At 37.4% G+C, this 25,687-nt stretch carries 24 protein-coding genes; 8 read left to right on the top strand and 16 right to left on the bottom strand.

Annotation, left to right across the window (positions count from 1 at the left end):
* Positions 1 to 111 precede the first annotated feature (111 nt).
* The 5 genes from aceF to ampD all read right to left on the bottom strand — a co-directional run bounded on the left by aceF (position 112) and on the right by ampD (position 7,159).
* Entirely contained in the window at positions 112 to 1,767 is a 1,656-nt protein-coding gene (aceF, locus tag GAB14E_RS10475) for a dihydrolipoyllysine-residue acetyltransferase (protein ID WP_033082590.1), read from the bottom strand.
* 20 nt (positions 1,768 to 1,787) lie between these two features.
* Positions 1,788 to 4,469, bottom strand: a complete 2,682-nt coding sequence (gene aceE, locus GAB14E_RS10480; RefSeq protein WP_033082589.1) for a pyruvate dehydrogenase (acetyl-transferring), homodimeric type — start codon at positions 4,467 to 4,469, stop codon at positions 1,788 to 1,790.
* A 154-nt stretch (positions 4,470 to 4,623) separates the two neighbouring features.
* Positions 4,624 to 5,385 carry a pyruvate dehydrogenase complex transcriptional repressor PdhR gene (gene pdhR / locus GAB14E_RS10485; protein ID WP_033082588.1) on the bottom strand — a complete coding sequence of 254 codons (762 nt, stop codon included), beginning with the start codon at positions 5,383 to 5,385 and terminating at the stop codon, positions 4,624 to 4,626.
* A gap of 297 nt (positions 5,386 to 5,682) precedes the next feature.
* The gene (gene ampE, locus GAB14E_RS10490) at positions 5,683 to 6,588 is read right to left on the bottom strand and encodes a beta-lactamase regulator AmpE (protein ID WP_033082587.1); all 906 of its coding nucleotides are present in this window, start codon (positions 6,586 to 6,588) and stop codon (positions 5,683 to 5,685) included.
* A gap of 1 nt (position 6,589) precedes the next feature.
* Positions 6,590 to 7,159 carry a 1,6-anhydro-N-acetylmuramyl-L-alanine amidase AmpD gene (gene ampD / locus GAB14E_RS10495; RefSeq protein WP_033082586.1) on the bottom strand — a complete coding sequence of 190 codons (570 nt, stop codon included), beginning with the start codon at positions 7,157 to 7,159 and terminating at the stop codon, positions 6,590 to 6,592.
* A 277-nt stretch (positions 7,160 to 7,436) separates the two neighbouring features.
* Here ampD and GAB14E_RS10500 point away from each other — a divergent pair, with 277 nt between their 5' ends.
* Both GAB14E_RS10500 and nadC read left to right on the top strand, forming a co-directional pair.
* Positions 7,437 to 7,958 carry a retropepsin-like aspartic protease family protein gene (locus GAB14E_RS10500; protein ID WP_033082585.1) on the top strand — a complete coding sequence of 174 codons (522 nt, stop codon included), beginning with the start codon at positions 7,437 to 7,439 and terminating at the stop codon, positions 7,956 to 7,958.
* Positions 7,959 to 7,971: 13 nt separating this feature from the next.
* Positions 7,972 to 8,883, top strand: a complete 912-nt coding sequence (gene nadC, locus GAB14E_RS10505; protein ID WP_052093716.1) for a carboxylating nicotinate-nucleotide diphosphorylase — start codon at positions 7,972 to 7,974, stop codon at positions 8,881 to 8,883.
* A 116-nt stretch (positions 8,884 to 8,999) separates the two neighbouring features.
* Here the strand turns inward: nadC and GAB14E_RS10510 are convergent, their stop codons facing one another.
* Complete coding sequence (locus GAB14E_RS10510; RefSeq protein ID WP_033082584.1) at positions 9,000 to 10,307, bottom strand: DUF3667 domain-containing protein; 1,308 nt, start codon at positions 10,305 to 10,307, stop codon at positions 9,000 to 9,002.
* Positions 10,308 to 10,708: 401 nt separating this feature from the next.
* Here GAB14E_RS10510 and GAB14E_RS10515 point away from each other — a divergent pair, with 401 nt between their 5' ends.
* Positions 10,709 to 11,257 carry a YkvA family protein gene (locus GAB14E_RS10515; RefSeq protein ID WP_033082583.1) on the top strand — a complete coding sequence of 183 codons (549 nt, stop codon included), beginning with the start codon at positions 10,709 to 10,711 and terminating at the stop codon, positions 11,255 to 11,257.
* 118 nt (positions 11,258 to 11,375) lie between these two features.
* On the opposite strand, the gene GAB14E_RS10520 is transcribed toward GAB14E_RS10515, so the two are convergent.
* Entirely contained in the window at positions 11,376 to 13,562 is a 2,187-nt protein-coding gene (locus GAB14E_RS10520) for a DUF6351 family protein (protein ID WP_033082582.1), read from the bottom strand.
* A gap of 398 nt (positions 13,563 to 13,960) precedes the next feature.
* Complete coding sequence (gene msrA / locus GAB14E_RS10525; protein ID WP_033082581.1) at positions 13,961 to 14,515, bottom strand: peptide-methionine (S)-S-oxide reductase MsrA; 555 nt, start codon at positions 14,513 to 14,515, stop codon at positions 13,961 to 13,963.
* A gap of 126 nt (positions 14,516 to 14,641) precedes the next feature.
* On the opposite strand from msrA, the gene GAB14E_RS10530 reads away from it, so the two are divergent.
* Together GAB14E_RS10530 and GAB14E_RS10535 are read left to right on the top strand one after the other, a co-directional pair.
* A complete protein-coding gene (locus tag GAB14E_RS10530; RefSeq protein ID WP_052093715.1) occupies positions 14,642 to 15,907 on the top strand; it encodes a sensor histidine kinase in 1,266 nt (421 codons plus the stop codon).
* Positions 15,908 to 15,923: 16 nt separating this feature from the next.
* Positions 15,924 to 16,484 carry a response regulator transcription factor gene (locus GAB14E_RS10535; RefSeq protein WP_052093714.1) on the top strand — a complete coding sequence of 187 codons (561 nt, stop codon included), beginning with the start codon at positions 15,924 to 15,926 and terminating at the stop codon, positions 16,482 to 16,484.
* Between the two features lie 14 nt (positions 16,485 to 16,498).
* Here GAB14E_RS10535 and GAB14E_RS10540 read toward each other — a convergent pair whose 3' ends face one another.
* A complete protein-coding gene (locus tag GAB14E_RS10540; RefSeq protein ID WP_033082580.1) occupies positions 16,499 to 17,611 on the bottom strand; it encodes a DUF3083 family protein in 1,113 nt (370 codons plus the stop codon).
* 167 nt (positions 17,612 to 17,778) lie between these two features.
* Here GAB14E_RS10540 and GAB14E_RS10545 point away from each other — a divergent pair, with 167 nt between their 5' ends.
* Complete coding sequence (locus GAB14E_RS10545) at positions 17,779 to 17,952, top strand: DUF3820 family protein (RefSeq protein ID WP_231562049.1); 174 nt, start codon at positions 17,779 to 17,781, stop codon at positions 17,950 to 17,952.
* A gap of 420 nt (positions 17,953 to 18,372) precedes the next feature.
* Positions 18,373 to 18,546 (top strand): ribosome modulation factor, encoded by a 174-nt coding sequence (rmf, locus tag GAB14E_RS10550; RefSeq protein WP_033082578.1) that lies wholly within the window; start codon positions 18,373 to 18,375, stop codon positions 18,544 to 18,546.
* Between the two features lie 77 nt (positions 18,547 to 18,623).
* Here the strand turns inward: rmf and hemN are convergent, their stop codons facing one another.
* The 4 genes from hemN to GAB14E_RS10570 all read right to left on the bottom strand — a co-directional run bounded on the left by hemN (position 18,624) and on the right by GAB14E_RS10570 (position 21,644).
* Entirely contained in the window at positions 18,624 to 19,994 is a 1,371-nt protein-coding gene (gene hemN / locus GAB14E_RS10555; RefSeq protein WP_033082577.1) for an oxygen-independent coproporphyrinogen III oxidase, read from the bottom strand.
* Positions 19,995 to 20,135: 141 nt separating this feature from the next.
* Positions 20,136 to 20,624 (bottom strand): DUF2489 domain-containing protein, encoded by a 489-nt coding sequence (locus GAB14E_RS10560; RefSeq protein ID WP_033082576.1) that lies wholly within the window; start codon positions 20,622 to 20,624, stop codon positions 20,136 to 20,138.
* Between the two features lie 5 nt (positions 20,625 to 20,629).
* On the bottom strand, positions 20,630 to 21,262 hold the full coding sequence (gene yihI, locus GAB14E_RS10565) for a Der GTPase-activating protein YihI (RefSeq protein WP_052093713.1): 633 nt from the start codon (positions 21,260 to 21,262) through the stop codon (positions 20,630 to 20,632).
* Between the two features lie 124 nt (positions 21,263 to 21,386).
* Positions 21,387 to 21,644, bottom strand: coding sequence for a hypothetical protein (locus tag GAB14E_RS10570; RefSeq protein WP_033082574.1), 258 nt, complete (start codon positions 21,642 to 21,644; stop codon positions 21,387 to 21,389).
* Between the two features lie 179 nt (positions 21,645 to 21,823).
* Between GAB14E_RS10570 and tesB the strand changes: the two genes are divergently transcribed.
* A complete protein-coding gene (gene tesB / locus GAB14E_RS10575) occupies positions 21,824 to 22,681 on the top strand; it encodes an acyl-CoA thioesterase II (RefSeq protein ID WP_033082573.1) in 858 nt (285 codons plus the stop codon).
* Between the two features lie 214 nt (positions 22,682 to 22,895).
* On the opposite strand, the gene GAB14E_RS10580 is transcribed toward tesB, so the two are convergent.
* The 3 genes from GAB14E_RS10580 to GAB14E_RS10590 form a co-directional block, all read right to left on the bottom strand.
* Positions 22,896 to 23,441, bottom strand: coding sequence for an Mpo1 family 2-hydroxy fatty acid dioxygenase (locus tag GAB14E_RS10580; RefSeq protein WP_033082572.1), 546 nt, complete (start codon positions 23,439 to 23,441; stop codon positions 22,896 to 22,898).
* Between the two features lie 37 nt (positions 23,442 to 23,478).
* On the bottom strand, positions 23,479 to 24,735 hold the full coding sequence (locus GAB14E_RS10585) for a mechanosensitive ion channel family protein (RefSeq protein ID WP_033082571.1): 1,257 nt from the start codon (positions 24,733 to 24,735) through the stop codon (positions 23,479 to 23,481).
* Positions 24,736 to 24,806: 71 nt separating this feature from the next.
* Positions 24,807 to 25,687: acyltransferase (locus GAB14E_RS10590; protein WP_033082570.1), on the bottom strand; the 881-nt coding region annotated here is incomplete at its 5' end.

Raw genomic sequence — 25,687 nt, 5'->3', positions numbered from 1 at the left:
CACTTTGTCTTGAAATATTCTTGAATATTTATATTTATTGGTTTTAAATTTTATGGGCGAAATTCTACTCTTATGTGTTGAATTTCGCCAACTTTAATTAATCAATTTCGACTAAAGTATCAATTTACGAATATCAGACATTACGCCAGCTAAATGCACAGTAAAACGTGCTGCTAAGGCACCATCAATAACACGGTGATCATATGACATAGATAAAGGCAACATTAACTTAGGTTCAAAATCTTTACCATTCCACTTAGGTTTCATTTCTGATTTAGAAACACCTAAAATAGCCACTTCTGGTGCGTTAACAATTGGCGTAAATGCCGTACCGCCAATACCACCAAGACTAGAGATAGTAAAACAACCGCCTTGCATATCAGTCGCTTTTAGTTTTCCATCACGTGCTTTAATACTGATTTCAAGTAATTCACGCGATAACTGGTGAATACCTTTTTGATCAACATCGCGCACTACCGGTACAACTAAACCGTTTGGTGTATCAACGGCAACACCAATATGGATGTATTTTTTCAAAATTAAGCTTTCACCATCTTCACTCAAGCTTGAGTTAAACGTTGGGAAGGCGCGTAATGCATCTGCCGCTGCTTTTAAAACAAATACCAATGGCGTAATTTTAAAACCAAGCTTCTGCTTTTCACAAACAACGTTTTGCTCTTTACGGAAGGCTTCAACGTTAGTGATATCAGCTTCATCAAATTGCGTAACATGTGGAATAGTTACCCAGTTGCGATGTAAAAATGGTCCTGAAATCTTTTGAATACGTGATAATGCTTTTGTTTCAATTTCGCCAAATTTAGAGAAATCTATCGCTCTAGCACTAACAACTTGTAAACCACCTTCACCAGATGAAACTGAGCTACCAGCATTGGCTTTTGGACGAGACAATTCATATTTAACGTATGATTGAACATCCTCTTTTAAGATGCGACCTTTACGACCCGTTCCCTTCACTACCGTTAAATCGACACCAAATTCACGTGCAAGGCGACGAATTGAAGGTGAAGTATAAATACTGCCTTTACTGACAGTACCTGCTTGTGGGTGATGTGGTACAGGTGAAGCTGTAGGCTTAGTTGTTGCAGCAACAGTAGGAGCTGGTGCAGCTACTGGAGCAACAACGGCAACTGGAGTCGTTACTGCTGCAGGTGCTGCGCCGCCAGAAGTCTCAAGTTTAATAACTAAAGAGCCTTCTTTAACTTTATCACCTGTATTAACAAATACTTCGATAACCGTTCCAGCATGTGTCGATGGTACGTCCATCGTAGCTTTATCAGTTTCTAGGGTGATTAAGCCATCTTCTTCTTCAATAACATCACCAACGCTAACTAATACTTCGATAGCTTCCACTTCACCATCTTCACCAATATCTGGTATAGCGATATCGATAATTTCTGAAGCAGTAGGAGCAGCAGCCACTAGCGCAGCTTCAACTACAGCAGCAACAGGAGCTGGTGCCGGAGCTTCAACTACGGGTGCAACTGGTGCTTCTTCTGCAGGTACTGAAGCACCTGCAGATTTCATTTCAGCAATAAGATCGCCTTCTTTGATTTTGTCGCCAACACTCACAGTTAAGCTCACTAGCTCACCCGCAAATGGTGCAGGAATATCCATTGAAGCTTTATCAGTTTCAACGGTAAGAATTCCTTCATCAGCTTCTAATGTATCGCCAACAGCAAAACAAATTTCGATAATTTCAACTTCATCGCCACCCACATCAGGGACTAGAATTTTTTCAATAGACATAATCTTTTCCTTCTCTAGTCTTAAGCGTAAAGTGGGTTAAGTTTTTCAGTGTTAATCTCAAAGCGTTTAATTGCTTTAGTTACTACTGAACGCTCAATTTCACCACGGTTCGCTAATTCAAACAATGAAGCTACTACAACGTATGCTGCACTTACTTCGAAGTGAGTACGTAAATTTTCACGGCTATCACTACGACCAAAACCATCAGTACCTAAACAACGGTATTCAGTATCAATGTACGCACGTACTTGCTCTGAGTAGTTCTTAATGTAATCCGTAGCCGCAATTGCAGGACCTGCGGCTTTAGTAATAACTTGGCTAATATAAGGTACACGTGGTGTACTTTCAGGGTGAAGCATGTTCCAACGTGTTACATCTTGACCGTCACGAGTAAGTTCATTAAATGAAGTTACTGAGTAAACATCACTTGAGATGTTGTAATCATTGCTAAGAATTTGTGCTGCTTCACGTACTTTTTCTAAGATAGTACCTGAGCCTAATAACTGCACATTAGCAATTGCTTTACCTTTAGCAGGTGCCGCTTGTTCAAGTTGGTAAATACCTTTAATGATTTCTTCTTCTACACCTTTTCTTTCAGGGAAAGCAGGATGTTGATAGTTTTCATTCATTAACGTTAAGTAGAAGAAGATGTTTTCATTTTCTTCGTACATGCGGCGTAAACCTTCACGAACAATAACAGCAATTTCATAACCGTAAGTTGGATCATATGTTACACAGTTAGGGATTAAGCCCGCTTGCACATGTGAATGACCATCTTGATGTTGAAGACCTTCACCATTTAGTGTTGTACGACCTGCTGTAGCACCTAATAAGAAACCACGTGCTTGGCTATCGCCAGCCGCCCATGCTAAATCACCAACGCGTTGGAAACCAAACATTGAGTAGTAAATGTAGAACGGAATAGTTACCGAGTTACACGTTGAGTAAGAAGTACCTGCAGCAACCCAAGATGCCATAGCGCCTAATTCGTTAATACCTTCTTGTAATACTTGGCCTTTTTTATCTTCACGATAATAAGCAACTTGGTCAGCATCTTGAGGAATGTATTTTTGTCCTTCATTAGCATAAATACCAACTTGGCGGAATAAACCTTCCATACCAAAGGTACGTGCTTCATCAGGAATAATTGGCACAATACGTTTACCAATTTTCTTGTCTTTTAATAAGCTGTTAAGTACACGAACAAAGGTCATTGTTGATGATACTTCACGCTCGCCTGAGCCTTTTAAGATAGGATCAAAGATTTTAAGAGCTGGAATTTCAAGTTGCTCTTCTGCTTGTACGCGACGTGCTGGTAATGAACCACCAAGTGCTTCGCGACGTGCTTTCATGTACTTGTATTCTTCGCTATCTTCTGGAAACTTATAGAAAGGTAGGTCAGCAATATCTTCATCTTTTACAGGGATGTTGAAACGATCACGGTAATGTTTAATTGACTCAACGTCCATTTTCTTAACGTTATGAGCAATGTTTAATGCTTCACCTGAGGCGCCTAAACCAAAACCTTTCACTGTTTTAGCTAAAATAACCGTTGGACGACCTTTTGTTTTCATTGCTTTATCATAAGCAGCGTAAACTTTAACTGGGTCATGACCACCACGGTTTAAACGCCAGATATCAGCATCTGACATATTAGCAACCAATGCAGCTGTTTCTGGGTACTTGTTAAAGAAGTTTTCGCGAGTGTACTTGCCACCTTTCGCTTTACAGTTCTGGTATTCACCATCAACCGTTTCATTCATTAATTGTAATAATTTACCTGATGTATCACGGGCAATAAGTGCATCCCAGTATGAACCCCAAATAACTTTGTTAACTTCCCAGCCAGCGCCACGGAAGGTACCTTCAAGTTCTTGAATAATTTTACCGTTACCACGTACCGGACCATCTAAACGTTGAAGGTTACAGTTAATAACAAACGTTAAGTTATCTAAACCTTCACGAGAAGCTAAACCGATAGCACCTAATGATTCAGGCTCATCACACTCACCATCACCTAGGAAGGCATAAACACGTTGGCCAGAGCAATCTTTAATGCCGCGGTCTGTTAAATACTTTAAGAAACGTGCAGTGTAAATCGCTTGTAATGGACCTAGACCCATAGAAACTGTAGGGAACTGCCAAAAATCTTTCATTAAATGAGGGTGCGGGTATGAAGATAAACCTTTGCCATCACATTCTTGACGGAAGTTGTTCATTTGCTCTTCAGTTAAACGGCCTTCCATGAAAGCACGGGCATAAATACCAGGAGAAATATGACCTTGAGCGAAAATGAAATCACCGCCGTCTTTCTCTGATGCCGCTTTAAAGAAGTGGTTAAAGCCTACATCGTATAAAGTAGATGAAGAAGCGAAACTACCAATGTGGCCACCAAGCTCTAAATCTTTTTTAGAAGCACGTAATACTAATACTAGAGCATTCCAACGAATTGCCGCGCGAATGCGTGATTCAATGGTTTGATCCGCAGGCATATGAGGTTCTTGCCCTGGCGGAATAGTATTTACATAAGCTGTTTTAGCGTCAAATGGTAAGTGAGTACCACCACGACGCGCACGGTCAATTAATGCTTCTAATAATTGATGAGCACGTTCTGGCCCTTCATTTTCTAATACTGATTCCATTGATTCTAACCACTCTTGGGTTTCTGCTGAATCAATATCGATATTTGGTAGATCTGACATACTGTTTAGTCTCCAATACTTTCTTATTTAATAAAAAGTTTAATAAACTTTTTGATAGATGTTTAAAATTACATGTTCTAATTCTTCGTTGTACTAATACCTAAATCTTTCTTTTATGCTGTGCGCTTTCATCGCAAAATTCTTTCTTAGTAAACTACATTCTGCGCATTGAACGTTCCATGCGGCTGTTTTCTTGTGTCGATTTTAAAAGTATTTCTTCAATAAAGGCTAAATGCCTATGACTTGCTCCCCATGCTTTTTGAGGTTCGCCACTAATAATTGCATTAAGCAAACGTTTCCTGTAATCGGTAATCTTAGTAAAGATATCAGGCCGTTTTGCTAATATTGTTAAATTTTGTGCAATGTTATCCGCTAATAATGCCGACATGCTGCGCGCAAGTTGCAATATCACCGCATTATGCGATGCCGCACAAATAGCTAAGTGGAACTCAACAACCGCTTCCGCTTCTGAGCGAAAATCATCTTCTAATTGGTTATTGCCTATTTCATCATGTTTAGCTTGAATTTGTTCAAAATCTGCTGGTGTACCACGCATGGCAGCATAATACGAGGCCATTCCTTCAATACCGTGACGAAACTCTAATAAATCAAATTGTGATTCATTGTTATTCGACATTAATTCGAACAATGGGTCTGAAAAACCATTGAGTAAATTATCACAAACAAAGGTACCACCGCCTTGCTTACGTGTGACTAGACCTTTTGCTTCTAACTTTTGAATGGCTTCGCGTAATGATGGTCTTGAGACTTCAAATTGCACAGCAAGTTCACGTTCAGGTAATAACTTCTCACCCGGCTTTAAACTGCCTTCAATTATCATAGCTTCAAGCTGAGCTAGAATAATATCGGCTAACTTCTGTGGCTTTACACGCCCAGTGCTTTTTGATGCTTGCATTGATTTATTTGTCGTTACCTTGGTATTGATAAAAGTAAATTACTCTCTATTTCCATAATAATATGAGAGTAATGAAATCATTGAACATTCAAAAAATCATTGGTAAATTGGTAAGACCAATGACTTTTCAGGCGATAAAATAGCAAATATCGCTACTTTTGACAAGTAAATTTAGTTGATGATTAGTATTTAAGCAAGGTATTCATGCGCTAAAATTGTAAATTTATGTTTGTTTTTAGCGCATTAGAGTGAGAGCATTGATTGGTCTGACCATTAAGTAAGAATGGCTATTTAATGTTAGTTTAGCAAGCCTGCTAATGTCAGTATTGAAATAACAGCAAGTACAAGTAATACATTACGTTTAGCCAGCCTGACTAATAAACAAGGCTCTGCGGTGCAGTCATCTTCGTTAACCATAATATCCTCTGACTTTTCTGCTACATCAATTAATACCTGATGAGTCGGTTTTTTACCATCAAAAAGGCTCTCTAACCAAACAGGTAGCGCTTTAGAGAAATGACCAACAAACATATAGCCAAAAGAAGCAATACGTACAGGCAACCAATCTAACCAAAAAAGTACATCATGGTGATTTTGACAACCTTTAGAAAAGTCAGGTGTTACATTACTTTCGTGAACTTCATCAGTGATATTTTCTTCAGCGCTAGCTTGTTCCACTTTATTAGCCGCTGCCATGCATTTGGCTTTTTTATGTTCAATGACGGTGGTCAATAGTCGATAAAATAACGCGCCAGCAGCACCAAATACGATAAAGTACAACATAATCGCAATGTAATAACGGTAATTTAACCAAATGAGTGCTTGGCCAAACCCCATATCAGGTAAATTTTTGTCTGACAGTAATTGTTGATGATGCATTTCTGTGGTGGTTTCTTCGCCACGAAAAGCTGAATGTAAATAAGCTTTATAACTATTTCTCGTGGTGGTACAGCCAAAACAAACAATGAGTACTAAGGTGGAAATAAGTAATTGTAAAAAACTACTATCAATTAACTCAAGCATTATAAATGTCGCCGTAACAGGCACGATAATAAATGCAGTACTCGCAGCCGTGCCCTGCTTAGCAGTAAAGTTTTTACTAAAAAAATCTAAATAATGTTGATAATAAAAATTAAATCGCCACACTTTTGCAGATAAAGCACGCTCTGCTGCTAATGCAATTAATAAACTTAATAAACTCATTTTAGCTGTTATTCCTTGTCGATTTTTCGGTTAGACACTGACGAAGATATTGCCAATCAAATGCCAGCCCTGGATCGGTTTTCCTTCCAGGCGCGATATCACAATGACCAACAATATTGTCCATGATAATGGCAGGAAATTGATTTTGCAAACAAAGTGTTAACGACACCAGTTGCTGATATTGCTCTGCGGTATAAGGGATCTCATCTGTTCCCTCTAACTCAATACCGATGGAGTAATCATTACAACGGTCTCTTTGTTGAAATGATGAGACTCCGGCATGCCAAGCTTTATCATCAAAAGAAACATATTGAATAATGCTACCATCACGGCGAATTAAACAGTGTGCTGACACTTTAACGCCTAATAAATCATTAAAACTGACATGGGCACTACAATCGAGCTGACCGAGAAATAAATCACTAATACAATTGCCACTAAACTGCCCTGCCGGTAGTGAAATATTATGCACAACCAACAAACTAATATTTTCACCCAGTTCACGTGGCGAAAAATAGGGTGATGGTAAATGTTGAACCTTGTCTAACCAGCCAGAAGAAATAGAAAACATGTTTTACTCATTTATAATGTGACGAAGACTGTGTATACAACGAATACTAATTTCATTAAATTGTTGCCCACTGTGTAGGCTAAAACATTTCAAGCCTGCGTTACTCTCAATGCCAATAGCCAGCTATTACTCAATCAAACGTCTTACCTTGATTTATTTTCTCCTGGCACAACAAGATCACAAACCCAATGAAACGAGTATAAGGTTACATTTTATACTTTCTTGCTTACGCGAGAAAACATACAATAGAATACCTTATTTTTTCAGTAGCAATAGTATGACTGAAGTTGACCCAACAAACAAAATGGCAAAAATTTTTGTCTGGCTGGCTTGGATAGTAGCGCTAGCGTTATTAATGTTTTTATTTCAAGACGTACTCGATGAGCAGTACAATCCGAATAGTCGCCCCGAAATGCGCTTAACTGCCAGTGGTCAAGCAGAAGTCATTTTAGATCAAAACAGGCAGGGTCATTATGTTGCCCGCGGCACAATAAATGATACACCTGTCACTTTTTTACTCGATACAGGAGCTACCCAAGTATCCATTCCTGCACATATTGCTGAGCAACTAGGCTTGGTTGCTCAAGGAAGTTATCGGGTACAAACAGCCAATGGCAGTGTCACTGTTTATAAAACTGAAATTGCGCAATTGAGCTTAGGTAGTATTTTCTTATATAATGTAGCCGCGCACATTAACCCTGCGATGAAAACAGATGAAATACTGTTAGGCATGAGTGCCTTGAAACAGGTCGATTTTCATCAAACGGGTAAGCAATTAATCTTACGAGAACCCCTGTAACAGGAAGCAAACCATGCTTAATGCACAATTAGAAAAATTACAGCAAGATATCAGCAAAACCATCTCTTGGGCCCTTTGTGAAGATTTAGGTGCTGTCGGTAATGCTACACCTCAAGCAAGCCAAGATATTACCGCCATGCTCATTCCTGAGAATGAACAAGCGGTTGCTACTGTAATTACTCGTGAAGATTGTATAGTTTGTGGTGTTGCTTGGGTAAATGAAGTATTCAAACAACTTGATGCTTCATTAAGTTGCACCGATGAGCAAGCAACTAACGCTTTACCTACAAGAATTACCTGGTTTGTCAATGACGGTGAATCAGTTGCCGCTAACAGCACTTTATTTGAATTAGAAGGTGACGCGAGAACTTTATTAACTGGCGAGCGTGTTGCATTAAATTTTTTACAAACTTTATCTGGTACAGCCACCTTAACGAGCAAATATGTAAAAGAATTGGCTGGCAGCAATACTAAGCTACTTGATACCCGTAAAACCCTCCCTGGTTTACGTAGCGCGCAAAAATATGCGGTACTTTGTGGTGGCGGAGTAAATCATAGAATTGGTTTATTTGATGCTTTCTTAATAAAAGAGAATCATATCGCCGCTTGTGGCGGTATTAGCCAAGCAGTCGCTACTGCTAAAAGTAATCACAGTGATAAAACCGTTGAGGTAGAAGTAGAATCTCTTGATGAACTTGAACAAGCACTTAATGCGGGTGCTGACATTATCATGTTAGATAACTTCAGCCCGGCGATGATAGAACAAGCGGTAACAGCAACGCGCGGCAAAGCTAAATTAGAAGTTTCTGGTAATATGACCATTGAGATTTTACAAGAATACGCCAAAGCTGGGGTTGATTACATCTCAAGTGGTGCATTAACCAAACATGTTAATGCCATTGATTTATCGATGCGTTTTAAATAACGCAACGTGCAAACACTAAAAAGCGCCAAGGATCTTTACTTAGCGCTTTTTTTGTCTCTAAAAATTATCTTAGAAATTTCTTTCTAGTTAAGACCCAGCTGAAAACTCAAACCAACCTACGTGCCCATTATTCCCCAGATCATAGCAATTACCGCCGTTATCGTTAACATCATGCTATATATGGTGCCAATGATTCCGAATTTCACTAAGGTGAAGAAGTAGCCTTGTTTATAAACTTTTTTCTGCATTAAGAATAAATAAACCGGTATCCAGATCAACAAACCACCGGCAATAACACCAGTAAAATTAGCTAAACCAGGGCTTGTAGCCTCTAGGTAACCCTCTAATAAGTCCAGCATTTCTGAAAGTAGCACGGCGATAAAAATGAAGCTGTGACTATGTAAGGCTACAGTCAAATGCTCCATATATAATCGCTTAGAAAAAATAAACATTATTTTTAGTAATACTGCAAACAATGGTAATAAGATAAACATTAATTGCGGCAGTTTACCGATTACTTGCTCAATTAACGGTCCAGTATCTGTGTTAAAGGCTTTCTCTCCTTTTTCAGCTAGCTCTTCGGTAAAATTATTGAGTTTATTATTACTTTCATCCGATAAAAAATCAAAAGACATAGTGCCATCTTCATTATTACCAATAGTTAAATCCTTTTTATTTTTGGTGTTACTTTCACCACTTTTCTCTTTAAGCAAACTAGCAATCAGTGCATCAAATCGAGCTTGTTCATCTTCTGGTAAATCTTCTTTTACCTTATCAAATTCTAATTCGACCAGTTTTCGGGTAAGTTTTATAATTTGCTTGTTATTACCTTCGCTATAGTCACTATTTAAATCATTAAGGTAGCTATCAAACTTTGCTATTTCTGCCGTTAACTTCGCTGTTTTACTCTGACCTTCAGCAATATCTTCAGGCGAATTTTCTAATTCAGCCTGATCGACTTTTAATGTTTTTATATGGTCCTTCACTTCGGTAATAAGCGCTTTTTTATCATTAATATTAAGCACATTGTTATTATCTCCACCAACAAAATATTTTAAGGTGATAAAGAAAACAATACTAATGAACAAATATAATCGGATTGGCGGGACATAATGTACTCGACGACCAGCAAAATATTCATTGGTCAAAAAAGCAGGTCTGAAAATTAAAGGCCAAAGCGTTCGACTAGCACGAGAATCAAAGCTAAAAATGTCATCGAGCAAGTGCATAATAACAACCCAGAAATACTTTAACTTTGAGTCAGCTTCTTGACCACAATTTGCGCAATAAGGACCATTCAGCGGTAAGTGACAGTTTTCACAGTTTTTAACGACTTCTTCAGCTGAATTGTCCACTTGTGTGGTAGCCACTATTTCTGTCAATTCGGTTGTTGACTCTGTTTTTGTTAATTCGGTAGTAGACATAATGAATAATTATTGAATAGCAATAGACCATAAAAGCATAACACTATAGAACATAAAAGTTACAGCTTGTTAAAAACTCTAGTAAATAAGGTGTCGTTAGTAAGTTATTCTGCTAAATTAATATCGAGTAAATAGATAATACCAATTCCAATAAGTTTCTTCCCACTCAGCGAGAGTTAACAGGCTTAAAGGCAAGGCATTGATTGTTGAGAATGGTTAACCCCTTCTTAAAATCAATAACGCAGCATGTAATGCTTTTAAACTCGCCCTTTGGGAGCTAGCTTAATGGGCTTGGTATAAAATCAATGTACTTCAACTGGCTCTATAAATTTGCCAAGTATGCCTCGGCATAATTACCCATAAGGTACATTGAAAATAAAGCCAAAATCAGGAGAAATATAATGGCGTTTGAAGTTAAATTTGAATTAACCGATTCAGACCTAGAGCATTTTCGCGATGTTATGCGCAAGTCACAAGCAGGTGCAAAAAAACTTAGTGAGCAAGATATCTTAGCAAACGCTAAAGAGCTCAGTAAAAGCATTAAAACTAATGTACCTGAATTTGTCCGTGAGCGAATTCAAAAACTAGAAACCTTTGTTGCCATGATTGAAGATAGTGAATGGCAGATTCCAAGTGAAGAGCGAACCGAAGTATTAAGTGCCTTAGCTTACTTTAGTGATCCTGAAGACTTAGTGCCAGACCATATTCCGGTATTAGGCTTTTTAGATGACGCTATCATGATTGAACTAGTAGCTGAAGAATTTAAAGATGATGTTGAAGCATTTGAAGAGTTTTGTGCTTATCGTGAACGTGAAGAAGGCCGCCATGGTGAAGAGGCTATTACTCGAGAAGAATGGTTAGAGTCTAAACGTCATGAACTGCATAGCCGTATGAGAAGCCGTCGCTCATCAAGACGCAGTGGTCGCTCATCATTCCGCTCTGTTTTTTAAACGTTAGTACTTAAAATTGATGGTATTTTAAATACTTTCGACTATTAAAATAAAAAGGTGACAAATAATTTTCTTTGTCACCTTTTTTTAAATCACCTTAAGGGTCTGTTAATAATCTCTAGATATCTTTAGGACGACCAACATCTCCTTGAGCATAATCACATACCCCATGAGAAAAAATGTCCTGTAAAGCCGTCAATTGTTCAGCTAGCTTTATATCCCCATACATACCTTGTTTAATTGCCAGCGCCAGTGGAATTTTGTGACATTTAAAAATGCTACCCTGCCAAGGCCCTTCGGCTTGAATACGGCTATTAGAGAAAATCGCATAATGCTTTGCACAGGCGCCTCGCTTTAATACTTTGAGTCCATTGGCTACTGCATTCCAATTACCATTCCAGACTCCTTGCCCTTGCGCTAACACTTGCCCCTTATCATCAAAACAAGTGTCTTGTAGTTGCACGGGTTTACTTTGAGCTGCACTCAGTTCGGGAAATTGGTTACGTTTTAGTAGCCATAAATCCATTAAATCAAAAGCTTGATCTGTTGGATCAAAATCACGCTTAGCAACCCAAATAATTTGGTTATTAAAATGACCATTAGCTTGTTGTAAACGTATTCGAGTACTAAAAGATGCCGACATATGATGCATATCTAACTTTTCTTCTAAATAATGGCGAACATCAATTATAGGCAGTTCAAGTTTACCAATGAAAACCTGTCCGCCTCGATAAGCCATTTCAATTGCATGCAGTGGCGCACTGCGCCTCGGCGCAACCTTGTTATCAATGACCTCGGTGATATTTTCACTGCCCCACAAAGATACCCAAAAAGGCATTTTTCGGCCAAACGGGGTAATGATTTTCTCAGCTTTCATTTGGTATTGCTCTTTCCAACTACCTATATTTTTATTGATATGAACAAATTCAGCCAAAGTTATTTGTTTTTGTTTTAAGGCATGTAAACCATATTGCACACCATCATTATCCCAGGTACTTTCCACTAAACCATGCTGATCACGCTTGAATAACCAAGCCATATCTTCCCAGTAATTCCAATTGGTATTTTCAACAACATCATCGCTATAAAAGTGTCGCAAGAAGCCCTGTCTTGGATTATGAATAAAAGTCGACAAGCCGAAATAACCGTTTATACATTCACTATTTCCTTGTGGAAAACTAGGCACCATACCCGCCATTAATTGCGCTACCGGCTGTAAAAAGGCTATTTTTTGAGGGTAGTCTTGTAAGCTATTCATGCCTTCAAGTAATTGTCGCTGATCCCATTGCTGCCAGCGGTTATTATCTTTGGCTCGAAAGGTAAAATAATTATTAAACAAATCGCAATCTAAGGTATAAATAGTTTGGCTTACCATATCGGGGTAAGAGTATTGAGGAATTAAGCCATCAAGAATGCCATGGCTATTTTGACCAATAAGATATTGCGCTAAACCGCCGCCTGAGCCACCAATACCAACCGTGTACAAAGGTTCGCCAAATAAGCTGACAAAATGTAGCTTAACCCGACGAGCAGTATCTTCTGCCAATAACATATTATAGGTATAACTTGTTCGATTACCGCTTGAACTGATAATTGCATAACCTTTTTGCACTTCAATTAAACGGCGAGTAATAGTTCTAGCGGCTTTTTGTCGTCCCTGTCGAAAACCTATGCCAGAGCCACCATTAAATTGATAGATTAACTTTTTATTCCACAAAGAGCTGGCCATACGTGTACCTAACTCTTCAGGCGTTATTGCCATGGCAATCGTATAGATGAAACGATTAATACTGCCCTGCTCGGCACGAAACAACTGCAAAGGGTGTTTGGCATCTCTTAATGTTGTTAACTGAGAGAACTGTTCAACAGCAAGCTTAACCAAGTTGTCATCGAGATTTAAATAATAGAACTGTAAGTGACTTTCAAATAAACAATCTTTTGAATAGCCGATAATGTCATTGCGCGTCACTAAGTTTTCATAAATAGGAACGCCATAACCTTCTTGATTATCAACTAAGGGCTGACCTATATGTGAATCTATGGTCATGCAATAAAAAGGGTATTGCTTTGGCCCTGAATATAAAGAGTTACTGGGGCCAACAGCACCTAATTTGATTGGAAAATCAAAGATCTCTTTTGGTCGAATTACTTGACTGATATGTGGTGAAATTGGCAGTAAATAGTTTTCTTCTGCTATTGCTAGCCGTTTAACTTGACGAAATTTATAAGGCTGTTCCGAGGGGTAAAGCCATACAAGTACAGCAACCAGAGCGAAAGTAGATAATATTAATTTTTTCTTTTGCATAACAACACCACCGAAAAAATGCTCCCACTTATATAAAAAGTATAGTGGAAATCATTTTAGTCGGTAGAAGATATTACGCTGAAAAAGTTGGAGCTTATTCCAAGTCCACTAAATTTATTACCGCTCAGTGAGAGTTAAAAGGCTTTTAGGCAATGCTTTGATTGCAGAGAATGGTTATTCAGGAGAATATGCTCCTGTATCCTCTAATAGGCCACATCCATGTAGCGTCCTTATCAATAACAAAGCATAAACGCCTTTTAAACTCACCTTCGGAAGCTTTTTTTCTTAATAACAACGGCACAAATTTATTTGATTTAGAATGACTAAACCATCATAAATTTTATTTGTTCTTATCTTACAAAGATAGCTCTGAGCTGGTAAAAATAATGGAATTGGTATTATTTCAATTTAGCAACAAAGGTTTTCCTAAACTTGGCTAACTTTGGTGAAACCACCGCTTGGCAATATTGATTTTCTGGATTATTTTTAAAGTATTCCTGATGATAATCTTCGCCACAATAAAAAGTCACTGCTGAACTCACTTGAGTGACAATAGGATCATCAAATAACTGCTCTTGTGTTATTTCTTCAAGCATAACTGTCGCTATTTCTTGTTGTTGAGCATCATGCGTAAAAATCTCAGAACGATATTGGCTACCAATATCATTACCTTGGCGGTTTAACTGTGTTGGATTATGTAAACTGAAGAATATTTCCAGTATTTCACGGTAACTAATCACCTGACTATCAAACTGCAACTGCACTACTTCGGCATGGCCGCTATTACCAGTACAAATCTCTTTATACGTTGGCTCTGTACTGTCACCACCCATATAGCCAGAAGTTGCACTAATAATGCCTTTAACACAGTTAAATGCACTTTCAATACACCAAAAGCAGCCACCAGCCAGAGTCGTCGTTTGTATTGATTTTTCGTTAGTCTTCTCTGTCATCTTACCCACTACCTTCTTCATTAGTTTATTATGATTTACCTCAGTCTTTTATATGAATAAATAGGCTAAGATGTCATCGTCAATTTTATTATACTAATTTAACTCTTTTTTTACCTAAAAAACCCTATGCCATTATTTTTCAAAAGAACGAGCCAAATTCAGGTAATTATTGCTTTACGCTGCATCGCGATTGCCATTCAATTATTATTAATATTTTTTGTTAACCTTGGCCTAGCTTACCAACTACCATGGATGCCATTGATAAGTGTTATCGGCTTAGAGGTATTATTTACCTTAGCCAGCTATAGCTATTATCGTCTGAATCATTTAAGTGAAAATAAAGCCAGCCAAAAGGCAATTTTAGTACAAATATGTGCTGATATTATTTTTTTGTCACTGTTGCTCTATTTTAGTGGCGGTGCAACCAATGCATTTGTTTCATTATTACTAATTCCTATCGCTATAGCAGCAGTGACTTTAACACCATTATTACTTGCGGTAGTCACCGTGCTCGCCATAAGCTCTTATAGCACTTTATTATGGTCATTACCCATGAGTGTTATGCACGGTAATATGCAAGGTCACTTTATTGGTATGGGCATCAATTTTTTATTTTCTACCATGGTGGTTGCCATTGTCGTTGGTAAAATGGCTCGCAGTATAAATCAACAAGACCTTGCCATTGCCGCCTATCGTGAGAATTTATTAAAACAAGAGAAGGTCACTTCATTAGGTGTTGCTTCCGCACAAGTCACTCATCAATTAGCAACGCCAATAGCGACAGTACAATTACTTGCTGATGAATTAAGTGAAGATTTTCCAGACAATGATATTGTTATAGATATGCAAAGCCAACTTATCCGCTGTAGAGATAGTTTAAGTGATTTTCGCACTATGGTTTTTGATATAAAAGAACAAGTCATTAAGTCTATAAATTGCCAAGATTTATTTGAAGAGATAACCGATAACGTCCGTTTCAACAATCCCGAAATAACATTAAGCTTGCGTGAAGATTTCAATCATCACTCAGCGAAAAGTGTATCGGTAAAGGCAGATGCAGCACTTTTACCAGCCATTCTCAATCTAATTAATAACGCGATCAGAGCCAGTAAAGCAAATGATAATTTGTCTATGAGTCTTTCCAGTCAGGTGATTGATGATAATTGGCAGTTTACTATTCGTGATTATGGTAAAGGTTTTACCCTTAAAAAGCTCAATGAGTTAGGCGTTAAACCCGTGAGTAGTGAACAAGGTTTTGGCATGGCCGTTTTTTTAAGTCATGCTAGCTTAGAAAGTCTAGGCGGCAAGTTAGCCTTAACAAACCATCAAGATGGTGGCGCACTAGTCACTTTGAGTTTACCCATTTCATTACAACAAACATCCAGGCCTTAACAACAAGAGAATTCATATGAAAAGCTCAATAACAGCTAGCACGATACCCAAATTATTAATCGTTGAAGATGATGTTATATTTGCCAATACCCTCAACCGGCGCTTGACTAAACATGGCTTTGATTGTGTACAAGTTGACAATAACAATGATGCGTTACTTTCCTGTCATCGACACAGCCCTGATTATATTTTATTGGATATGAAATTAGCACAAGAAAACACCTTATCTATTATCAAACCGTTGCGTCAGTTACGACCACAAAGCCGCATTATCTTGCTGACCGGTTTTGCTAGTATTGCTACTGCTGTTGACGCTATCAAACTAGGCGCAGATGACTACTTGTCTAAACCAGTCGATAGCCAAACCTTACTCGCCACACTTAAAGGCAACAAAGTAGCACCTATAGCAGATAATAATCAAAACGAAAAAATTTTATCTGCCGAACAAGTAGAATGGCAACATATTCAGCAAGTATTGAAGGCTAATCAAGGCAATATTTCAGCTACTGCTAGACAGCTCTCCATGCACAGGCGAACGCTACAACGTAAGTTACAAAAACGTCCTCAATCCGCTTAGTCTTTGTCACTAGCTTAATAATTATAGGCAAGGTGCTGATGAAACCTGACCATTAACTCTTCTTTTGTTGGTTCAATTTCAAGTTCAACCGCCATTAGTTGCATAGCCTGTTCAATTTGATTTAAAAACCGACCAAAGCCATGGTCACTATTATTCTCAGGTGTCGCAACAAAAACTAATTGCACGCTGTCAGTTAATTCTCCGGCACTCCATTTACTAACAATACCGCATGGACTTTGCTCAGGGTTGTAGCCGAGCATTTGCAGTTCGCCAACACGAGAAACGATCTCATGAATACTATATCTAACGATCGGCACTAAACCGTTGGCTATCAATGCACCGTTGTTTAAGTTATAACGTTTTGCTGCCATGGTAAAAACATCAGTTAGGTAAGTATACAATGGGTTGTAAGGATCTTGAGAATGACTATCAATTTCTACTTGCTGTAAAAGTTCATTACTAATATTCAAGGTAACTACAGCATAATTCATAGCGCTATAAAACTCTGGTAATTGCACTTCTTGGCTAGCGTAACGCTTATTAATTTCACGTAACTTATGTGTTTGAGAAGTATTACAGCCTTTATTTTTAGCAAATAGATCATAGGTAAGGTGCTGATGATCTCTAAGGCGTACATCACTTTTATCTAATTGTATTTTCTGACAGAACCTTTGTACTACTTGACTCACCCTACTATGAAAACTAGCGGCATTTAGTCGAATATCATTACCGGTAGCTAAAAAAAGTAAACAAATTTTCTTTGCTCTTTTATTACCATCAAAAAATGATTTTTTAAGGTGATGATTCATCGGATCATAATAAAATAAAATCTGTTGATTGGTTTGCCATTGGTGCATTTCTTGACTATAGCGAACTCTTGCTAATTTATCGTTAGCGATAAACTGACAATTATCGAGCTCGACTTCCTCGGTAAGCTCAAAAAATAGTGTCGCTAGCTGCTGATAAAAATCATAATATGGCTGCGGTTTTAAATCACTGTATTTTCCTGATAACTGCTGCAGCAACTCATCAGTCAGCCTAAATTCAGCTAAAATATATTGATTATCACGCACATTACCTGGTAAATAAGCTTTATGAGCTGCACTCCGTTTTCTAATAATTGACATATTCATCCCTAATTTTATTCAAGCGGTTACCTTTTAAGATGGGAGCAGTATAATGAGCACTAATGAAGGTTTTGTGACATAAAGATGTCACAAATATGACAATCAAATAGTAAGGCAGCATTTTGTTAAACGACCAGCAAGCACTGAAGCAAGCAATTAATCAAATCATGCCTTTTGGTAAATATGCGGGTAGAAAGCTATTGCAACTGCCTGAACCATATTTGGTTTGGTTCCATAGCAAAGGCTTTCCAGAAGGGAAATTAGGGCAACAATTAGCGTTAATGTATGAAGTAAAGCTCAATGGTTTGGAAGCTATGCTGCAACCTTTATTAGAGTCATAGCCAATGGATAACTTCATCACTCAGCAAGACTTGCTAAACAGAAAGTAGTATTTTTTTTAGAGTAAATTTATCTAAAAAGAAGATAAAATGATATTCCAAGTAATAACGATTATTATTAAAACCTGCTAACAATCTGTTTTACCAAGACAAACTTTATTGCTCAAAAAAGCCAATTATTTTTTTTACTTTAAGTCTATTTTATCAAGCTACTTTTTATATTTTTCAGCTTGCATCCTCTCAATAAATCCTCTTAAATAGCTTGTCGATTGATGAAAATTCATACCATAAAATTTAATGCAAAGTTCAAGTATCGACCACTCAGTAGTATTTAGTAATGAGAAAGTCTCAACAAAGAAGCTTTCTAAATTTTTTATCTATTAGTTTATAAGATAATTACGAGGTGTTTATGAGGTGTAGTAAATGAAAAGACAAAAAAGGGATAAATTAGGTAGAGCACATTCTAACGGTTACCAGGCTGGTCTCGGCGGCAAAACAAAAGAACAGTGCCCTTATCAAAATATTGACGTAAAGTCGCAGTGGTTAGGGGGATGGCGAGAAGCCATTAGTGACAGAAATATGGGGTTATTTCGCTAAAAGTATAATAAAACAATATGCTAGTTCTTATCCCCGAACTTGAATATTCGGGGATACATATCTTGAACAAATCATCCTTAAATGACGCGTGAGAAGCGCTGTTGATTTATATGCTTTTTCATATAAGCATCAAAGCTCATGCAAATAATACGAATTAACAAACGCGCTTTTTGCTCTACTTTAATATGATTAGCATTATTATCTACTAAACCATCATTAATAAAGCTATTCAATAGTGGTAAGTCTTCAGCAAAATATTCATCAAAAATAATATTATACTTGTCACTAATCATTTGCTTATCTAGATACAAATTACACATTAATTCTTGAATAACGTCACCACGTAAAATATCGTCTTGAGATAAACTTACGCCTTTTATTTGTGCATGTTGCCTTTCAGTAATGGCTTGATAATATTCTTTCAGATCTTTTATATTCTGACTAAAGCTATTACCAATAGAGCTAATTGATGACACCCCTAGTCCCAATAGGTCACAACCACCTTTAGTGGTGTAACCTTGGAAATTACGATGTAAAGTGCCATCACTTTGCGCTACAGCAAGCTCATCATTAGGTTTAGCAAAATGATCCATACCAATAAAGTCGTAACCAAAGTCACAAAGCGTTTCTATAGCCAACTTCATTAAGGCGAATTTCTCTTCGGTATTAGGTAACCATTCATCACGTAACTTACGTTGTGCGGCAAAACGATTCGGTATATGGGCGTAACTAAATAGAGAGATACGATCAACATCCCACTCATTTGCTTTCACTAAAGTTTTAGTAAAGTTCTCAAGAGTTTGATGTGGTAAGCCATAAATCAAATCAATATTAATTGATTTGAAACCAACGGCTTTAGCATGTTTAATAAAATCCCCGATAAATTCAGTTGACTGAACACGATTAATTGCCTGTTGCACTTTTAAATCAAGATCTTGTACACCTAGACTTAAGCGATTGAAGCCTAATGAATATAAATGTTCTGCTAAATCCATCTCAATTTCACGTGGATCAATTTCAATACTCATCTCTAATTCATCGGAGAAGTTAAATTTCTCCTTTAATAGCATGACCAGCTTAGTTATTTGTGGATGGGTTAAAAAGCTTGGCGTACCACCACCCCAATGTAATTGTTTAACTGTATATTCTTTAAACAGGGGTGCCTGTAATGAAATTTCTTTAGCTAAATATTCAAGGTAAGTATCCGCTTTGTCACGGTGACGAGTAATCACTTTATTACAACCACAGTAATAACAAAGCGTGTGACAAAATGGGATATGCACGTAAAGTGACAATTCGCGGTTTTGCGAGTCTTCTATCGCTTTAATAAAGTCATTATGTTTGAAGCCATCATGAAATTCTAATGCCGTTGGATATGAGGTATATCTCGGTCCGCTGGTGTTATATTTATTTAATAGCGCATTATCGAAGAATTGACTTACTTTCATGTTTTCGTACCATTTTATTTAGTGGACGAAAATATTATAACCTTTTAGAATTTATGGGTATTGATCGAGCGCAATAATAGAGCTAATAAGTAAGGCACAGTAGGGTTATTACTTATTAACTAAGTTCTGGATATTATATAACTAGGGCGTTAAACGGTTAAGTTGCTCTGTAGTGAATTGATAAAGTTCACCTAAATCATTCACCACCTCATCATGCCTTTTATCTAACGCTATCATGCGCTGATAATCTTCACGCATTCGTTCTTTTTTTGTCAGCGTTTTACGTGCATCACGTATGGCGAGATCTTTAATAGCATCGTATAAGCCAAAAATACCAGGAAACTTCACTGGCATTTCCGTCAATGTTTTCAGTGAAGATAACAACACAGATAAGCGCCAGCAGCCTTCATCAAATTCACATTGCTCTTGCTGCATCGCACGAGTAATTAATAACACACTGTCAAAGACTTTTTTATCATGGGTATTTAAAGCTTCTTGCTGAGCTAATAAAATTTGTGCTTGTTGCTCTTTTTGTTGTGCTAGTTGTCTTAACAGTTTGCCGGCATAAAAAGCTAAGGCAATGATAATAACAACCGCTATTAAAAGCGCATAAAGCCAAAAATCACTCATTGAGACTACTCTTTCTCTTCAAAATCTGAAAAGTCTGGGCGATCTAACTTATCCCATAAGTCATCTTCGCTATCACTACGAGTAGTTTCATCACTTTCACTTATTTGCTCTTCATCTTCGAGACCCAACTCAGCTGATAATTCTTGGTGACGTTCCATTTTCTCGTTGTAATAATCAACTTCTTGCTCTGTCAGAGCAATATCATCTTCTTGTTTAGCTAAAAGCGATTGTAATAACTCATCTTGCTCAATAGCATCGATTTCTTGTTCTGCTGTCAACTGAATAGCTTTGCTTTCAATCGCTGCATTGTTAACAACGACATCTTCAACAATACGAATACTCGCAATTGACGCTGTTGTTTGGTTATTTTCTTTTGCTTGCACTTGTTTAGATTTTTCTACTTTTGCAACAATTTTACCTAGAGCAATCGGTGTTTTATTACCTAGTCGTGGATCTTGTTTAACCCCTGACTGGTTGTTACCTGTATTTTCTTGTGTTGCTTCTTTTTGGCGATTACCCGCTACTTTACCCGTTGATTTGCGGATACGTTTTTCAACACTAGCTAATTCTTGCTTACTTAACTTAGGCTTAGCTGTGGGTGCTCCACCTGGTTTTCTTGATTTTTTTGAACGAGACATAAATACGATTACTTTTTTACTGATAATGACAGCTATTTTACGTTATTAATGGCCGAAAAACCTTAAAAAGCAGAAATAAGACACAAAAAAAGCGCCTAGCGGCGCTTTTTTGTATTTAATCGACTCAAAGACGAATTTGAATATTTGGGTGAGTATTAATTTCCCCCACTTTAGAAATAACTGCCACATTGTCATTACACGTTAATACGGCAAGATGACTATCATGAGAATCTCGAATAAAGTTAAGCTTGTAACCAAATTGAGTTAAGCTGCTGGCAGCAAACTTCTGCGCCAAAGTTAACTCTTCCCATAAATCATCAAAGTCGCCCATCAACGGTTCTCGCCGCTCTAATAGATCTTCTCTTTGCATTGCTATAGCCATAATCTCCCTTCCCAGTCCAATTATGATTTATTTAAATGTTATATTTTTGTTGTTAATTTATATTATTATTATTGTGGACAAAATCTAACCTACTTTGCATATAACATCAATAGCGATTAAACTAACTTCCTTGAATTAGTTGACGTATAGCCAAGTAAAGTTGAAATATAGGGTAAATAATGACACGAGTACTAGATGAGTTATCTAAGCTATTAAAATTAGAAATTATTGAGCAAGGCATCTATCGTGGCCAAAGCCAGGATCTAGGTTACAAGGCTCTTTTTGGCGGCCAAGTTATGGGACAAGCCCTTTCTGCAGCTCAAGAAACAATTGCCGCTAACCGCTTTGTTCATTCATTACATTCTTATTTTTTGCGCCCTGGTGATGCAAGTAAGCCTGTGGTCTATGAAGTAGAGGTAATTCGTGATGGTTCAAGCTTTAGTACTCGTCGTGTACAAGCAGTGCAGAATGGCAAAGCCATCTTTTATATGACTGCCTCTTTTCAACATGCAGAAGTCGGCTTTGACCATCAAGATACCATGCCCGATGTCGTTGCTCCTGAAGATTTACCCTCGTTTACAGATTATATAAAAGCAAATAAAGATAATATACCGAAGTCACTACGCGAAAAATTTTTAGCTGAAAAACCTATCGATGTTCGTCCTGTACAGCAATATAACTGGTTGCAACCAAAGCCCACCAATTCTGCCAGCCAAATGTGGATAAAGGCCAACGGTGATTTACCTGATGATCTAGGCATACATACCTATATGTTAGCTTATACTTCAGATTTTCATTTTTTACCAACTGCATTATTGCCGCATGGCGCCAGCCATTGGCAAGCAAACTTTCAAATTGCCACCATAGATCACGCCATGTGGTTTCATCGTCCATTTCGTTTTGATGATTGGTTACTCTATTGTATGGATAGTCCGTCCGCTAGTAATGGCCGAGGACTTGTTCGAGGACAAATTTATAATCGTCAAGGTGAATTAGTTGCTTCAACTATGCAAGAAGGTGTCATTAGACAACGTTAGTTCATCAACTAATAAAAAAGGCTGTATGACTAAATCCTGAAAGGCATATAAGCCGCGTTATTGATTTTGATAAGGACGCTACATGGATGTGGCCTATTAGAGAATGCAGGAGCATATTTTCCTGAATGACCATTCTCTTCAATCAATGCCTCGCCTCTAAGCCTTTTAATTCTCGCTAAGTGATTATTTAATTAGTCCGATTGGTATTACATCATTAACGCTTTTGTTCTTCTAACGCTTTGCGTTTCTCAACCGCTAGTGAAGTGACATTTCTCTTAAGTTCTGCTTCTAATCCCGACATAAAATAAACTTCAGCCACCAAAAATAACGGCCCAATAACAAGCTGGCTTAAATCATCAATAAAAGCCGGTTTGGCTTTTTCATAATGATGACCCATAAATTGAATAATCCAACCAATAACAAACACAGCTATAGCAATATAAAAAATGTTATCCATGCCACTAAACAAGTGCGCAATAAATAAGTTTACCAGTATATAAACCAGCATGCCCAAACCTAATAAACGGTGCAGAGCAAAATAATAAATAGCTATAACAGCAAAAATGACCATAGCTAGGGTAAAACGTAAGGTAAATTCATCTCCAAAAAAATCATCCATGATTATTTCAAACTTTAGTGTGCTAAGCAGTAGAGTTACTGCAAAAATAATCAAAGGGACGCCAACAAAGTGGGTATTAATATTTTTTTGATTTAAGTGCACGCTTTTATAACGTGCTAACTGCTCTTCAATTGATTTCATATGAACACTCTTAATTATTATTCTGCTGTTGGTTACTTTACTGGTGGTTATTTTGCCAATCATGGCCACTGGGGTGTTGAAAAACACGTAAATCAAACTGTGGAGCGATAGCAAACAGATGATCAAAAATATCAGCTTGAATCGCCTCATAATCTAGCCAATTCGTGGTATTAGCAAAACAATATATTTCTAACGGAAGACCTGTTTGCGTTGCAGTGAGCTGCCTAACCATACAAGTTAGGTCGCTACGAATATGGCTGTTTTCTTGCAAATATTTGGTGATATAGGCACGAAAGGTACCAATATTAGTCAGTTGCCGACTATTTAGCGGCTGAATTGACTGGGCTATTTCATCACTGTTTGAATTATCGCCATTTTGCGCAAGTTCCTGCTTTTTATCACTGAGATAACCTTGCAATAAGTGCGCATTAGTTAGCTGATTTATTTGCTCGGCGCTATAAAAATCAATACTAGCAATGTCAATAATAACCGTACGTTTAATACGTCGTGCTCCGGTATGGTACATATTGCGCCAATTTTTAAAAGAGTCACTAATCAAAGCATAGGTGGGTACTGTAGTAATAGTTTTATCGAAATTTTCTATTTTTACTGTACTTAAACCTATCTCCAAAACATCGCCATCAGCACCATATTTTGGCAGTTCAATCCAGTCACCCGCAACAACCATTCGGTTCGCTGAAATTTGAATACTGGCAACTAAACCTTTAATAGTATCCTGAAAAATCAATAATAATACTGCAGTTAATGCACCTAAGCCACTCAACAAATAGACAGGTGAACGGTTAATAATGAGTGAAACAATAACGATACTAGCGACTAGATACAGCGCTAACTTTATCATTTGAATAATAGCGTTAAGTGGTAAGAATCGCTGTTTGGCACTTTCTTGGGAAATACTCCTGCCGACATTTAGCATGGCGCTAATACAGCGAGATATCTGGAAGGTGAGCAATACTTTGCTTAATAATAGGGTTAAATTACTCGTTACCGTATCGGCTTCTAAAATAAGCGGTGTTAAAAACAGTATTAACACTAACGGTACCAGCAAGGTCATTCGAGCAAGTACGTTATGTTCAATTAACGCATCATCCCAGGTGTTTTTAGTATTAATAATGAGCTTATGTACCAAGCTTAAAACTTGATGTTTAGCCAAGTAATAACTCAAGCTGGCAATTACAAATATCAAACTTATGCCAACAGCAATTGCAGCGCTGGGTATATAATTGGAGTTAAGTCCTTGTTCACTTAACCAAATACTGATCAGTTCATTCATACATATCTCCAGTTTTCCTATCGACCTTGGGTAAGGTTGTAGGCAGTAAACCCTAGCTGCTGTTTTAAACTTTAAGCGTTATACTGCTGCCTAGTTTTTTCAAGGCGGGCATCTTTATCATGCCAAAATTGTGTTAACCATTTTTGAAAAATAATCTTATCATTTCGCTCTGAAAAATTAATATGCCCTAATTCGCTTGCAATATCTAAGGTATGAACTTCAATATGCACTCTTTCTACATGTCCACAAACAAAATCACTAAAATTTGGGATACCATCAGGATAATGAATAGTAACATCAACAATTTTGGTTAAATGCTCACCCATAGCGTCAAGCACAAAAGACATACCACCTGCTTTTGGTTTTAATAAATGCTGAAAAGGTGAACCTTGCTTATCATGTTTTTTTTCAGTAAAACGTGTACCTTCAATAAAGTTCATCACACTAACCGGCTTGTGCTTAAATTTGGCGCAGGCTTTTTTGGTTGTCTCTAAATCTTTACCACGCAAGTGTGGATTCTTTCTTAAAAAAGCTTGGCTATACCGTTTCATAAATGGAAAGTCGAGTGCCCACCAGGCTAAACCCAATAGTGGTACATATATCAATTCTCTTTTTAAGAAAAATTTTAAAAATGGAATATTGCCATGTAAAGCCCGTTGTAAAACAACAATATCAACCCAGCTTTGATGGTTTGCTAACACTAAATACCAGTCATCTATTTTAAGTGTATCTAATCCGGTGACCACGATAGTAGTTTTGGTAAATATTTTCTGGATAATAGTATTGGTAGCAACCCAATTACTTGCCATTAAATCAAGTAAATAACTAAATATTTTTTTAGAGAGGCGTAGTGGAATTAAGGCCTTAAATAATGAAAAAACTAAAATTGGCATTAGCCAAAATATCGTATTAAAGATATAGAGAGAAAAAGATAAAAAACCGATTAATTTGG

It is taken from the genome of Colwellia psychrerythraea, assembly GCF_000764185.1.
Classification (GTDB): domain Bacteria; phylum Pseudomonadota; class Gammaproteobacteria; order Enterobacterales; family Alteromonadaceae; genus Colwellia; species Colwellia psychrerythraea_B.
The sequence above is the reverse complement of the archived record's forward strand: the minus strand, read 5'-3'. Positions and strand labels throughout refer to the sequence as shown.